The organism is Candidatus Binataceae bacterium (assembly GCA_035308025.1).
In the GTDB taxonomy this organism is placed as follows: domain Bacteria; phylum Desulfobacterota; class Binatia; order Binatales; family Binataceae; genus JAJPHI01.
In genome coordinates this window covers 26,362-39,306 of record DATGHL010000026.1, presented here as the reverse complement: position 1 = coordinate 39,306, position 12,945 = coordinate 26,362, and the positions used below count along the sequence as shown (strand labels likewise).

The window sequence follows — 12,945 nt, the reverse complement described above, 5'->3', positions numbered from 1 at the left end:
TTTCAATCCAAAGGAGTCCCGATATGGCCGGGGAAGTGCTCTTATTCGAGCGTCAGCAGAATTACGCGACCATCACGCTCAATCGTCCCGAAAAACGCAACGCCCTCAACGAGCCGATGCTCAAAGCGCTCGACGAGGCGTTGGTCGCCGTCGAGCACGAGCGCGACGTCCTCGCGCTGATCGTGCGCGGCGCCGGCGCGAGTTTCTGCTCGGGCATCGATCTCGCCGAAGCTGATCGGCTCGAGGGGGGCCATAGCCCGGTCAACGTCGAACGCGTATTCCACCGTCTTGAGAATGTCTCGGTCCCGACGATCGCCGCGATGCAGGGTCCGGCGCTGGCCGGCGGATGCGAGCTCGGCTTGCATTGCGACCTGCGTATCGGCGCTGAGGACCTCCGGATGGGGATGACAGTCGCGCGTGTCGGCCTGCTCGTGCCCTACGATTTCATCCGTAAGCTGATCGAAATAATCGGCGCCGCGAATACCGCGCAGATTCTTTATACAGCCGAGCCGGTGGACGCGGCCCGCGCCCTCTCGATGGGCCTGGTGCACGAAGTCGTGCCCGCCGCGAAGCTGGGCGAGGCGGCGATCGCGCTCGCGCAGAAAGTCTCGGGCAATGCTCCGCTATCGCTGCGCACGATGAAGAAAAGCTTGCGGCGCTCGCTGAGCGAGTCTAACGACGCCTTCCATCAGGACATCCTCGAAATGGGCCGTATGGTGCGGGCCAGCCAAGACGCCAGGGAAGGCATCCGCGCCTTTTTGGAAAAGCGCAAGCCCAATTGGAAAGGCGAGTAACAGGTTGCTCGGCACCAAGTTCGATTGATCACGCGGCGGCTGTTAATGCAGCACGGCATCGGTAATCTCTTCGGCCACCAGTTTTTTTGCCTCGATTACGTCGCCACCCGGTTCGACTACCGCCACCACCGTCAACTCATCCGCCGATCCGCTCAGTGACGCGCGGGCGACGACGACGGTCTGGAAGGCTTTGTCGTCGAGGCCATGCGGCTGCAGCAGCGGATTGTCCCGATTGAGGTAGTCCTCCGTGTCGCCGGTGTAGCCCGGACTGCCGGGCTTGGGTTTCGGCGTCGGCTGAACACATCCGGGTTGCGGCGACGGGTCCGACGGATCGCATGGGGCATTCTCGGGAGCGAGGTTTCCATGCGCCGCGAACTGGTTCAAAACCTGGGAAAGCGGCGAGTCTCCAGGCTGGACTTGCCGTTGCGCCAAAAGTTGCGCTCTCACGCCACTGTCGACTTCGCTGCCGGTATCGCCAAGTGGCGGCGGCGTCGCCCCCGCGGCTTTGAGTAGATCGGCAACCTCTGGAGCGCCCGGCGCAATTTGGCTCATCGAGACGCCGGGCTTTAGTACCTGCTGAGTGACCGTAACCGTGAGCGTCGTCACTGCTTTGGCGTCGGCATCGGCGGCCCGTTTCGCCGCCCGGAAATCCTGGCTGAGCACCGCCTCGACCGTAGGATCGCTGCAAAACGCCATCAGGGAGACATTCGCCGGCGGGCTTAATTTGCCGGCTTTCTTTAATTGGACGGCTGCCGCCGCCGCTCGCGCAGATACCAGTGCGACGATCAGAGCCGCGACCGTTAGGGTTTTCATCATACTGCTCGAAGCGATCGAGCCTGCTAGGCTGTTGCCGCGCTGTCAAGCCGCGACCCGCGCAAGTACTCGGGTCGCACAAAGGAACTGATGGCAACGACGATTCCGCCCAATCGATGCTCCTTCATCGCCTCCCACATTTCGCAGATCACCGGTGCGCCTGCGTTGGCCAATGCCAGCCTCCGCACAACGAGCGTTAGCATTGATTCGCGGGTGATCGCGCCGGGCGCGCTCTTCGTCGCACTGCGCGGCGCGCGCGACGGCCACGAATATCTTGCGGCGGCGACAGATGCAGGTGCTGCCGCCGCTTTGGTCGAGCGCGGACGCGCTTCTGCTCTCCCCTGCTTTGAAGTTGATGATCCGCTAGCGGCGCTCGGAGCGCTCGCCCGTGCCCACCTCGAACGGATGCGGCGTGCGTCGAGCATCCCGACAATCGCGATCGGCGGCGCAGCCGGCAAGACGACCACGAAGGAATTGACGGCCGCGCTGATGCGATCGCTATGCGGCGCCACGCTCGCCACGCCCGGCAACCTCAACAATCTGATCGGCGTCCCCATGACCATCTTCACCCTGGAGGACACCCATCGCGCCGCCGTGCTCGAATGCGGGACCAATCAGCCTGGGGAAATTGCGCGGTTGGCAGCGATCGTCCAGCCCGGCGCGGCGCTGGTTTTGAACGTTGACATCGAGCACACCGAAGGGCTGGGTTCGCTCGAGGGCGTCGCGGACGAGGAGGCGGCGTTGTTCGCCACCGCGAAAATTGCAGTCGTGTCGACTGCCGAAATCAGGTTGTTGCGACGCATTCCGCCGGCAATGCCGCGCCTGACCTTCGGCTTCGATCATGCTGCCGACGTGCGCCTCGTCGCGCGCACGGTCAGTTCAACAGGACAGCAGATCATTGAGCTCAAGTTACGTCCGTCACTGGTTGAGAGCGGGATTGCGCCGAGGCTCAGCGCAACCTTGAGCCTGCTCGGCGCTGCCTCCGCACTCAACGCCGCGAGCGCGGTTGCGGCGGCAGCCGCGGCGCTCGCGCGTCCGTTCCACGCCGATGAGCTCGATGCAATCGCAGGCGCGCTCGCCGGCGTACGTGCCTCCGACGGCCGGCTCAGCCTGCACGAACTCGGCGGGATCCTGGTGATCGACGACACCTACAATTCAAATCCACGCTCGCTGCGTGCTGCGCTGGCCGCCGCCCGCGAGACGGTAGACGGGCTGCGGACGCGGCTGATCGTCGCGCTTGGTGACATGCTCGAACTCGGCGAGCTCTCCGCCGCCGCCCACATCGAGGCTCTGCAGGAACTGGTGCGGATACAGCCTGAAACCTGTCTGCTGGTCGGCGCCGAAATGCGCCGTGCCGCCGAGAGCGCCTCAGCGTCGCGGCTCTCGGGCTTGACGCTCGCCGCCGACAGCCTCGAAGCCGCCCCTCTGGTCGCGAAGATCGCGCGTCGGGGCGACGTGCTCCTGGTCAAGGGCTCGCGCGGGATCGCGATGGAACGGATCATCGACGCGCTGCCCGGCGGCGAGTCGCGCGTCAGATGACCTTGTCGCGCCGCAGCGCGGCGAGCTCGTCAGCACTCAGCCCCAGCATCTCGCCGTAGATGCGCTGATTGTCGTGGCCGATCGGCGGTGCACCGCGCCAGACCTTGCCCGGCGTCTTTGAAAATTTCGGCACCACGCCGATACCCCTTACGCGACCGACCTGTAGATCCTCCCACTCGATATGCATGTTGCGGGCGCGGTAATGCGGATCCTCGGCAATATCTTTCGACGTCATGATCGGCGAGCACGGCACCTGATGCTCATTGAGAATCCTGACGACCTCAACCGTCGTGCGTTCGTTGACCCAGCCGCGCAGGATCGCGTCGAACTCGATCCCTTCTATCGATTCGACATCGTTGCGCGCGACCTGCCACTTGGGATCGGCCTCGTCAAAGCCGACCGCGCGCAGCAGGCGATTGAAAACGTCCGCGATCGCGCCGATCACCACGAAACCGTCGCTCGTCTCAAAACTGTCCAGTGGCTGAAAACCCTGGGCCTTGTTGCCCGAGCGTTCGCGCACCACACCCTGCTGAAAATACTCGAGCATCGTGCCGCCCAGCGTTCGATGGATCGCCTCGTACTGTGCGACGTCAATCGATTGCCCCACGCCGTGCGCCCGCGCATACGTCAGCCCGGCGAGCGACGACCACAGCGTGAACATCGCTGTCATATAATCCCCCGTCCACGGCGCAGCGCGCGACGGCGGATTCTCTGGAAACCCGGTCTGGTACATCACGCCGCCAAAGGCCTGCCCCACGATGTCGTAAGACGCGCGGCTCACATACGCGGGATCGCCGTCCTGGCCGAAGCCCGAGACGTGCGTGATCACAAGCTTCGGATTGATCTTGCGCAGCGCGTCGTCGTCGATTCCCCATTTGGCGTAGCTGCCGGGCTTCGAGCTCTCCATCCAGATGTCAGCAGTAGGAATCAGCTTGAGAAAGACCTCGCGCCCGCGCGCCTTCGAGAGGTCAAGCGTAACGCAGAAAACGTTGCGCCGCTCCTGCACGAAGTTCGTCGCGACCTGCGTATCGCCATTAATTGATGGCAGCCGGATCCCGATCGTGCGCCAACCCGCGTCGCCCACCTCCGGCCGCTCGATCTGGATGACCTCGGCGCCCATCTCCGCCGCCAGCTCCCCGGCAAATGGTTGCGCGATCAGCGTACCGCTGGAAATAATTCGCACGCCCTGCAAAGGACCAAAGGGTTGCTCGATTAAGGGCTTTCCGCTCATTGTTGCTCTGCTCCCGCGCGATCAGGGTCCCGACGTCTGCCCGTCGGCATCGATCATGCCGTGTTTTGCGGCGTTGCGGCAACCACATCAACGTCCGAGCGGCAGGGCGTTTATCGTCTCCCCCAGCCAAGCTACGATGTATTCAGTCTCGTGGCGGTGAAACGAATCGATGGTCCAGGATAGGTTTCCCCTCGGTGCGCAGCATAGATTGCGCATCGGCGCAGTCGATAAACGCGAGCTTACCTTCAAGGCGCTGGCCGGTTTGATCGGCGGCGCGATCGGTTGGTTTCCAGTCGAACTCGCCAGCCACAACCATTCCTTGACCGACGTCCAAACCACCGGAATGTTGATTGCCGGCTTCCTCACGATGGCGCTGATGGCCGGCATGATCGGCGGCATGATCATGGCCGCCGCGGAACAGCGAATCGAATTCTCTGAGGCGGCGAGCCGGCACTTTTTGCTCGGCTTCGTGGTCTGCGCCGTCGTCTCGTTGCCCGGCACCTACTACTCGGATCTGCTCTTCAGCGCGGTTCTCTCAGCCGGCGGATGGGGCAGCGGGCAAGCGGGCTCCGAGGCCTATCTGGTGTTCGGGCGCTTGCTCGGATGGACTCTGATGGGCCTGCTGCTCGGCGTCGGCGTTGGCATTGCGAGCTTCTCAATCCAAAACATTCTCAAGGGCGGACTCGGCGGCTTGATCGGTGGATTTGTCGGTGGGCTGAGCTTTGACCTTATAGGCTCAGTGAGTCACACCGGCCTGATGCCGCGTCTGGTCGGGTTTTCGGTTATCGGGCTCGCGATCGGCCTCTTCATCGGACTGGTTCAGGAACTTACCAAGAGCGCGTGGATTGTGGTCGAGGCCGGACGGCTGCGCGGGCGCCAGTTTCGCCTCGAAGGCGCCACGATCAATATCGGGCGCGCCGAGGAAAACCCCATCGGCTTGTTCGGCGATCCGTCGATCAGTCCGCGCCACGCCGTAATCGAGCATCGGGGCGAGAACTATTCGATCCGCAACCTCGCGGTCGAAGCCGGCACTTTTGTCAATGGCGGCCGGATCGAAAGCGCCGCGCTGCGCGAAGGCGATCGTATTAGGATCGGCGGCTACGAACTGACGTTCCATAGCCGCGCCGACCCCCGCAGCGCCGAGCCCGCGGCGGGCGCGCCGCCGAGAGCCGCAGCGGCTGCGGGTGCCGCCTGTTTGACCCGCGCCGACGGTGACCGGCTTTTTCTGAAGGCTGGCGCGCCGACCCGCGTCGGCCGCGCCCTCGACAACGATATCGTAATCGACGACGCGTCGATTTCGCGTTACCACGCGGTCATCGAGGCTCGCAACGGCGGCTATGTTGTCCGCGATCTCGGCAGTCACAACGGCACTTGGCTGGGCGACACGCGCGTCACCCAGGCTAGTCTCGAGCGCGGCGCGACTATCCGTCTCGGCAATGCCAACTTCACCTTCGATGCCTGAACTCGCGATGCCTGAACGTCACCCGGAATCTGCGCGCTTCTGCTCGCGCTGCGGCCACGCCATCACTGTGCCCAAGGCGAGCTTCTGCAAGGAGTGCGGCGCCCCCTTGCTCGATCCGCCGCCGCTCGACGACGCCATCTTATGGCATCCCTTGACCGCCCTGATGTTGAGCGTCGTGCCGGGCCTCGGCCATTGGTACAAAGGCTTACATCGGCGCGGTGTCATCTGGTTCCTCGGCGTGATGTTCCTCTATGCCAGTGCGCATCCGATCGGCTTTCTGATGCATCTGATCTGCGCGGCCAACGCCGCTTGGGGTTCGACCCGCCCGCGGCGGCAGCCGGGCTTTAGACGCCGCTCCAGACGGCTGCGCGCCGGTTCGGTCCAACAATTTTGACCGGGGCGCTGACAGCAAACGCTGAATGATCGCACCCGACACCATCGTCGGCGGACGTTACCGCGTCGTCCGCGTGCTCGGCGGCGGCGGGATGAAGCTGGTCTATCTGGCCGAGGATCTGCGTCTTTCCGGACGCCGCTGCGCACTCGCTGAAATGGTGGATGGCTTCACCAGCCCGGACGCACAGCAACAGGCCATCGCTGCTTTCCAGCGCGAGGCCGACATGCTCGCGCAGCTCAGCAATGAGCACATCCCGCGCGTGATCGATCGCTTCAGCGAAGCCAACCACCACTTTCTCGTGATGGAGTATGTCGAAGGCGAAACGCTCGAGGATCGGCTCAAGCGGGCCGGCGGCAAACTCGCGCCGGAAGAGGTTGTCGCGGTCGCGATCCAGATCCTCGAAACGCTCGAATATCTGCACAACCTGATGCCGCCGGTGATCTACCGCGATCTCAAACCCTCCAACGTCATGATCTCGCCGTCGGGCCGCGTCAAGCTCATCGACTTTGGTATCGCGCGCCATTTCGCCCCGCTGACTAACGCCACGATGATCGGCACGCAAGGCTACGCGCCGCCGGAACAGTATCGCGGCCGGGTCGAAGCGCGATCCGACCTCTATGCGCTCGGCGCGACGATGCATCATGCGCTGTCGGGACGCGATCCCGCGGCCGAACCGCCTTTCAGCTTTCCTCCCCTGCGCAAAATTTCCCCGCAAATCGACCCCTCCCTCGCCGCGGTGGTTGACCAGGCGTTGTCTTACGATGTGATCACTCGGATGCGCGACGCGAGTGAATTCAGGCGCCGACTACTCGAGCTGCGCGCGGCCGCGCTCAACCCGCCACTGTCAGCACGCTCCAGCGGCGCGTCGTCGGTGGCGCAGATGCAGCTTCCGCTCAGTCCGGTCGGCACGTGGACCGCCGGTCCGGCCGCGGAGTTGGCGGCCGCCCGGCCATCGCCCTTATCTCCGGCTGCGCCGCCGGCAGCCGATTCCCCAACCGCGGTTATCGCGAGTCCCGAGATAAAGTGCCGAAGCTGTGCGCGCACGATCCCGGCCGATTCGCACTACTGCTCGTTTTGCGGGATCACCCTCCGCCGTCCCTCGATGGCAGGCGCAAGCCCCAACGATCCGACGGTGATTCTCTCGCCCACTCCGCTGCATGAAAACGGCAGCGAGAGCCACAGCGCTTCGCCGGAGATCACTCGGCGGATACGGCGTCAGCGGCGGCGGCGCGGAATTCGCCATCCGCTGCGAACACTGATTCTGATTGTGCTCGCGGGGTTTTTCGTGACGAAGGCGATTGTAAAAGCGACCCGCAGCGATCAACCCCCGTCCGACGCTGATGCGAACGCGCCGGCCGTCACGCCGCCGCACTCGTCGGGCCTCTCGGTAGTTCAGCAGGCGCGGCTTTTTGCGCTTCGGCAGGCGCTCGACGAGAGCCGCTTCAACGACGTGCGGTTTCAGCTCGAGGACGGTACTCTGGTGCTGTCCGGAACGATTCCGAGTGAAGATGATCGCGCTACAGTGCAGATGATGTGTGCGAGCATCGCGGGGATTCCCACGTTGCGCGATAATCTGCGCGTCGTCGATCCGAGTGCCGGCGGCTAAACGCAGCACCCTATGCTTCACGCTGGCAATTGAGAGTTGAACCCTATGCTCGTCGATCTCCACGTCCACACCAGTTTATCGCGCGACTCGAACGCCTCGGCCGAGGCTTACGTAACGCTCGCTGCAAGCCATCTTCCGGTCCTCGACGTGATCTGCTTCACCGAGCATCGGCAGTATGCAATCAAGGCGGAGACCGAACGCGAGTACGCCGAGTTGGAAGCGCGCCTCGGTGTGCGTATCTTCCGCGGTATCGAAGCCGACACCGATCTCGGCCATCTGCTGATTTTTGGTGTCACCCCAGCGTTGGCCCGGCGCTTCAACCTCGAAGATCGGATGCTGCGCGCAGAGCGGCTCATCGAATTTGTCCATGGCGACGGCGGCATCGCGATCCCGGCTCATCCCTTCCGCGACTCGAGTTACGGCGTGCGGCTCGACTCCCTGCTCGCAAAACTTGGTCCGGCGCTGAATTCAGTCGAGGCGATCAATGGCCAAAACACGCCGGATCAGAACAGCGACGCGCTCGCGACCTGCGAAAAGCTCGGGCTGAGCGCGGTCGGCGGCAGCGACGCTCATTTCGCCTCAGCCCAGTGGTTCATGACTTGCGCCACCGAACTTGAACGCGAAGTCTCAACGGTCGAGGAACTTTGCATGGAGCTGCGCGCAGGCCGCGCGCGCCCCTATCATTTTCCCAGCGAGTCGAAGTGAGCACACACGTCAACCGCAGCAAAGTCAGGACCTCGCGCGCGATCCTGTTCGTCACGCTTCTGGCGGCCAGCGCTGCCGGCTGCGTCGCCTTTCAGACGGGTGATACGAATCCGCCGGACCCCGTCGCGATGCAGAAACTTGAAGCGGCCGTGCCGACCTACGAGCAATCATGGCTGGCGAACCACGACGACTTCGTGCAGGTCGGCGAGCTCGACGCCTATCTGTGTAATCGCGGCGTAATTGGCACCCGCAGCAACGACGAAGTTATTAACGTGCTGCGGCAAAAAGCGCAGGCGATGGGCGCCAACGGCCTCACCGGTATTTCCTGCGGTAACGGTCCCACCGATGACCTCAATGGCTGTAATGCCTCAATTGCTTGCTCAGCAACCGCTTTGAAAGTCGTGACGCCCGCATCGGCTGCCAACTAAAATCTCGACTCACGCGGCCGGCGCGACAACGGAGCGCGGCCTACGGAGGTTGAAAAAAATGAAGTTCGGAACTTTCATCACGAGCCAGCGGCCCGAGCGGATCGCGGCGAATATCCGCAAGGCCGAGGAGTGCGGCTTCGAGTCCGCCTGGATCGGCGAGCATCTGATCCTGCCGGTCAACTACACCTCGAAATACCCGTACTCGCCCGATGGCCGTTTCCCAGCCCCGGCGGACGTACCTTTCCATGATCCGATGCTGGCGCTGGCCTTCGCCGCCGCCGTCACCAGCCGGATCAGACTGGCGACCGGCATCTTCGTCGTGCCGCTGCGCAATCCGATCACCACGGCCAAAGCCGTGGCCTCGCTCGACGTGCTGAGCAATGGCCGCGTGATTTTCGGCGTCGGCGTCGGCTGGTTCGCCGAGGAGTTCGCCGCGGCGGGCGCGAGCTTCGACGACCGCGCCCTGCGCACGCGGGAATATCTCGAGCTGATGAAAGCGCTGTGGACCAAAGACGATCCTGCATACGCAGGCAAAACTTTCAGCGTCGCCGGCGTGCGCTTCAATCCAAAACCAATCCAGAAACCGCATCCCCCGATCGTCGTCGGCGGCACCAGCGAGTTGGCGATCAAGCGCGCCGTGCGCTACGGCGACGGCTGGTACGCCGTCGCGCGCAGCATGGACGAGGCGCGGACGCTGCTCGGGCAACTCGAGCACCAACAGCGGACGGCGAATCGCACGCGTCCGGTCGAAGTCACGATGAGCCTGCGCACAGGCCATCCGCTCACGCTCGACGAAGTCCGGACCTTGGCCGAGGCTGGCGTCGCGCGCCTGCTCGTCGGACTGCCTTTGCGCGCGCTCGACGAGACCGAATTGGCCCAATTTCGCGACGACCTGATGGCAAAGCTATAGCGGCCGACGGCTGGCGGCGGATCAACCAGCCTTCGAAGACTCCGCGACAAAACTCAGCCCGCTGCTGAAGCGTCGCAGATCCGCCGGATGGCCCGCTGCGATAATCACATCGTCCGCTTTGAACGGACGATCGGCCGGGCAGGGCTGGAAACCGCGTTCCGGATCGGCCCCGTCCTGCACCGCCAGCACGCTAACGCCAAACCGCGTGCGCAGTTCGAGTTGCCGCAAATTCTTTCCCAGCGCGGCGTCGGGAATGCCGACCCGCGAGACCCGATAGCCGCTCGCCCAAAAAATATTATTCTCACGCGTCGCCACCGCCGATACCGATAACGTCACGCGGTTGAAAGCCCGCGCGATGTCGTGACGGGTCACCAGCCCGAGGAATTTTCCGCCGTGAGCGGTTTCGGTGACCGGCAACTCTTCCAGCCCCTCGTATTCCATCGTCTGCGCCGCCTGATCCAGATTCGCGTCGAGCGTCAGCACAGGAGGATTGCGCCGGCTCAAATCCCAGGCGTTGACGAGGGCGCCGAGGTCTGTGCTCGCGGCGACAAGCTGGAGCAGATCGTGCGTGCGGATCAGCCCGGCGAGGGCGCCGCTATGATCGATTACCGGCAGCGTCGCCTGTTCTACTTCGCTCGCGATACGCATGACTTCGGCCAGGGAAGCGCCGGCCGGCACGGTGCGGGCGTCGCGACGGATCACGGACGAGACCGGCAATTGCGTCAGCAGCAGACGATCGCGGCCGATTTCGAGACTCTTCCCGGCGCGCGCAAGGCTATAGGTGTCGATCGACTCAGGCTCGATCAGGCGGGCGACGACCAGCGCGCTGACCGTCGCGATCATCGTGGGCAGCACCACTGTCCAGTCGCCGCGCGTCATTTCAAACAGCAGCAGCAACGCGGTCAGCGGCGCATGGCTGACGCCGCTGAGGAAGCCGCCGATCCCGATCAACGCGTAGGACCCCGAGGGTCCGGTAAATCCGGGTGCAATCACCTCGACCAGGCCGCGAAAACTCGCCCCGGCCATCGCGCCGATAAAAAAAACCGGACCAAAGATCCCGCCCGGCGCGCCGGCCTCCAGCGAAATCGCGCTGGTCAAAAATTTCGCCGCCATCAGCGCCACCGTCAGGCGCAACCCCAGCCTGCCACCGAGCGCCTCCTCGATCACCGGGTAGCCGTCGGCGAGGTTCTGCGGCAGAGGAATCGCAATCAAGCCGACGAGCGCGAGACCGCCCAGTAGTTGGATCGGCTGGCTCAGCTTGAGGCCGCGGATATAGCGGCCGGTCGCATGGAAAAACCGCACGAAGCCGGCGGCCATCGCGCCGAGCACGACGCCCATCACGCCGTACGTCAGCACCTCCCAATAGTTGTCGATTAAAAAATGATGCGGCGAGAACAGCGGCCCGCTGCCGATCAGCGCGCGCGAAGCCGCGACCGAGCTGAAAGTTGCGATCAGCACCAGGGTCAAATTGCCCAGCTCGGTCTCGCCCAAAAGCACGATTTCCTGGGCGAACATCATGCCGCCCATCGGTGCGTTGAAGGTCGCGGCGATGCCCGCGCCCGCGCCCGCCGCGATCAGGACCTTGGCGCGATCAGCGGACAGGCGGCGGAACTGCGCCAGCGCCGACCCAATTGCGCCCCCGATCTGCGCGATCGGTCCCTCGCGGCCGACCGAGGCGCCGCAACCCAACGACACTGCTGCGCCCAGCGCTTTCAAGACAATCCAGCGCCGGCGCATCTGCGCGTTGCCGAGATTGACGTTCTCCAGAAAGGCCGGAAACCCGTAGCCGAGCATGTCGCGCGGAAAGAAATAATTCAGAATGAGCAGCAGACCGCCGCCGCTCATCAGAATCAGCGGGAGCAGTATCCGGGTGAAGCCCCGGCCAACGCCCAGAAGGCCGCCCTCCTGCTCCATGAATAACCACGCGAAAAGGTGAATCAGGGCGCGGAAACCGAAGTTGCCGAGCGCCGCCAGTACGCCGACCGCGGCCGCGAGCAGGATTATCTCGACGTACTCGAATTGGCTCGGCGCCAACTCGGCGCGCGTCTCCCCGGTCATTGGGTGTTTCGTGGGTGGTTTCGCGCGGGTTTCATAGCTCGCCGCGCTTCAGTCAGTAAACCTCAAAGCGCCAGAAAATTATGCACGGCGGCGAGAAATTCCGCGAGCCGGTCGTGATGAACCCAATGGCCCGCGCCATCGATCGTCCGCACATCCGAGGTGCGAAACGCGCTCAGCCGCCCGTCACGCTCCCAGTCGCCCGCCCATGAGGAATCGCCGCGCACCAGCAACACCGGGCAGCGGATGCGCGACCAGATCTGCATCGCGTCGCTGAGGTTGAAGAGATACGGCGAGGTCGCGCGCGTATAGTTGTCGTACTTCCAGGAGAAGGTGCCGTTCTCGTTGCGCCGCACCCCATAGATCGTCAGATGGCGCGCCAGTTCGAGACTGAGATGCGGATTCGCCTCGCGCATCCGCACCATCGCCTGTTCGACCGTCTGATACTCGCGCGGTTTGCGCTGGGCCAGCGCGAGCATATCCGTAACCCAGCTTTCCATGCGTTCATGGGCAGGCGTCTCGCGCATCATCGCCCCGGGCGGCCCCAGCCCCTCAATCGCGACCACCGCGCCCACCGCTTCCGGAAACACTCCAGCGCGCTGCAGCACGACACCCGCGCCCAATGAATGGCCAATCAAGGTGACCTGTCCCTTTGGATCGAGCGCGTTGATCAGTTGGCCGAGGTCGAGGACGTGATCGGTAATCGAATAGGCGCCGCCGATCGCCCAATCCGAGTCGCCGTGTCCACGCAAATCGAGCGCAACTACGTGAAAGTATCGTCGCAAGTCGAGCGCCACAAAATCCCAAGCCCGCGAATGATCGCGTCCGCCATGGACCAGGATGGCGAGCGGCTTGCCCGGGTTACCCCAATCGACATAGTGGAGCTTGAGCCGCTGCGAATAAAAGAAATGCGAAGTGGGTCCGATTATATCCGCCATGCTACCGCCTCCGGTATCCGCGCGTGGGCTTCCTTTTTGATCGGGGTCCAATCACGGCTAATCCGCATGT

Annotated in this window: 12 protein-coding genes; 8 read left to right on the top strand and 4 right to left on the bottom strand. The window is 63.8% G+C overall.

Going from position 1 to position 12,945, the window contains the following annotated elements; genetic code table 11:
• Positions 1 to 23 precede the first annotated feature (23 nt).
• Positions 24 to 794 (top strand): enoyl-CoA hydratase-related protein, encoded by a 771-nt coding sequence (locus VKS22_07165; protein ID HLW70385.1) that lies wholly within the window; start codon positions 24 to 26, stop codon positions 792 to 794.
• A gap of 42 nt (positions 795 to 836) precedes the next feature.
• Here the strand turns inward: VKS22_07165 and VKS22_07160 are convergent, their stop codons facing one another.
• Positions 837 to 1,607, bottom strand: a complete 771-nt coding sequence (locus VKS22_07160; GenBank protein HLW70384.1) for a hypothetical protein — start codon at positions 1,605 to 1,607, stop codon at positions 837 to 839.
• A gap of 90 nt (positions 1,608 to 1,697) precedes the next feature.
• Here VKS22_07160 and murF point away from each other — a divergent pair, with 90 nt between their 5' ends.
• Positions 1,698 to 3,146, top strand: a complete 1,449-nt coding sequence (gene murF / locus VKS22_07155; GenBank protein ID HLW70383.1) for a UDP-N-acetylmuramoyl-tripeptide--D-alanyl-D-alanine ligase — start codon at positions 1,698 to 1,700, stop codon at positions 3,144 to 3,146.
• On the opposite strand, the gene VKS22_07150 is transcribed toward murF, so the two are convergent.
• Positions 3,139 to 4,377, bottom strand: a complete 1,239-nt coding sequence (locus tag VKS22_07150; protein ID HLW70382.1) for a CoA transferase — start codon at positions 4,375 to 4,377, stop codon at positions 3,139 to 3,141. The two genes, murF and VKS22_07150, sit on opposite strands and share 8 nt — an antisense overlap.
• Before the next feature lie 169 nt (positions 4,378 to 4,546).
• On the opposite strand from VKS22_07150, the gene VKS22_07145 reads away from it, so the two are divergent.
• Genes VKS22_07145 through VKS22_07120 form a run of 6 tightly spaced genes read left to right on the top strand, consistent with a single transcriptional unit; the run spans position 4,547 to position 9,882 of the window.
• Positions 4,547 to 5,839, top strand: coding sequence for an FHA domain-containing protein (locus VKS22_07145; protein HLW70381.1), 1,293 nt, complete (start codon positions 4,547 to 4,549; stop codon positions 5,837 to 5,839).
• The gene (locus VKS22_07140) at positions 5,832 to 6,233 is read left to right on the top strand and encodes a hypothetical protein (GenBank protein HLW70380.1); all 402 of its coding nucleotides are present in this window, start codon (positions 5,832 to 5,834) and stop codon (positions 6,231 to 6,233) included. The genes VKS22_07145 and VKS22_07140 overlap by 8 nt, the downstream gene beginning before the upstream one ends.
• Positions 6,234 to 6,258: 25 nt before the next feature.
• Positions 6,259 to 7,839, top strand: a complete 1,581-nt coding sequence (locus VKS22_07135) for a protein kinase (GenBank protein HLW70379.1) — start codon at positions 6,259 to 6,261, stop codon at positions 7,837 to 7,839.
• A gap of 45 nt (positions 7,840 to 7,884) precedes the next feature.
• A complete protein-coding gene (locus VKS22_07130) occupies positions 7,885 to 8,544 on the top strand; it encodes a PHP-associated domain-containing protein (protein ID HLW70378.1) in 660 nt (219 codons plus the stop codon).
• Positions 8,541 to 8,972, top strand: coding sequence for a hypothetical protein (locus VKS22_07125; GenBank protein ID HLW70377.1), 432 nt, complete (start codon positions 8,541 to 8,543; stop codon positions 8,970 to 8,972). Before VKS22_07130 ends, VKS22_07125 begins: the two co-directional genes overlap by 4 nt.
• A 58-nt stretch (positions 8,973 to 9,030) precedes the next feature.
• Positions 9,031 to 9,882: an LLM class F420-dependent oxidoreductase gene (locus VKS22_07120; GenBank protein HLW70376.1), complete on the top strand. Its 852-nt coding sequence runs from the start codon at positions 9,031 to 9,033 to the stop codon at positions 9,880 to 9,882.
• Positions 9,883 to 9,903: 21 nt separating this feature from the next.
• Here the strand turns inward: VKS22_07120 and VKS22_07115 are convergent, their stop codons facing one another.
• The gene (locus tag VKS22_07115) at positions 9,904 to 11,940 is read right to left on the bottom strand and encodes a chloride channel protein (protein ID HLW70375.1); all 2,037 of its coding nucleotides are present in this window, start codon (positions 11,938 to 11,940) and stop codon (positions 9,904 to 9,906) included.
• A 62-nt stretch (positions 11,941 to 12,002) separates the two neighbouring features.
• The gene (locus VKS22_07110) at positions 12,003 to 12,875 is read right to left on the bottom strand and encodes an alpha/beta hydrolase (GenBank protein HLW70374.1); all 873 of its coding nucleotides are present in this window, start codon (positions 12,873 to 12,875) and stop codon (positions 12,003 to 12,005) included.
• Positions 12,876 to 12,945 lie beyond the last annotated feature (70 nt).

What these genes read in the sequence shown, in the direction of transcription:
- VKS22_07150 (HLW70382.1), bottom strand. Translation starts at nt 4,377, where the DNA reads ATGAGCGGAAAGCCCTTAATCGAGCAACCCTTTGGTCCTTTGCAGGGC.
- VKS22_07120 (HLW70376.1), top strand. Translation starts at nt 9,031, where the DNA reads ATGAAGTTCGGAACTTTCATCACGAGCCAGCGGCCCGAGCGGATCGCG.
- VKS22_07140 (HLW70380.1), top strand. Translation starts at nt 5,832, where the DNA reads ATGCCTGAACTCGCGATGCCTGAACGTCACCCGGAATCTGCGCGCTTC.
- VKS22_07115 (HLW70375.1), bottom strand. Translation starts at nt 11,940, where the DNA reads ATGACCGGGGAGACGCGCGCCGAGTTGGCGCCGAGCCAATTCGAGTAC.
- VKS22_07160 (HLW70384.1), bottom strand. Translation starts at nt 1,607, where the DNA reads ATGAAAACCCTAACGGTCGCGGCTCTGATCGTCGCACTGGTATCTGCG.
- VKS22_07145 (HLW70381.1), top strand. Translation starts at nt 4,547, where the DNA reads ATGGTCCAGGATAGGTTTCCCCTCGGTGCGCAGCATAGATTGCGCATC.
- VKS22_07110 (HLW70374.1), bottom strand. Translation starts at nt 12,875, where the DNA reads ATGGCGGATATAATCGGACCCACTTCGCATTTCTTTTATTCGCAGCGG.
- murF (HLW70383.1), top strand. Translation starts at nt 1,698, where the DNA reads ATGGCAACGACGATTCCGCCCAATCGATGCTCCTTCATCGCCTCCCAC.
- VKS22_07130 (HLW70378.1), top strand. Translation starts at nt 7,885, where the DNA reads ATGCTCGTCGATCTCCACGTCCACACCAGTTTATCGCGCGACTCGAAC.
- VKS22_07135 (HLW70379.1), top strand. Translation starts at nt 6,259, where the DNA reads ATGATCGCACCCGACACCATCGTCGGCGGACGTTACCGCGTCGTCCGC.
- VKS22_07165 (HLW70385.1), top strand. Translation starts at nt 24, where the DNA reads ATGGCCGGGGAAGTGCTCTTATTCGAGCGTCAGCAGAATTACGCGACC.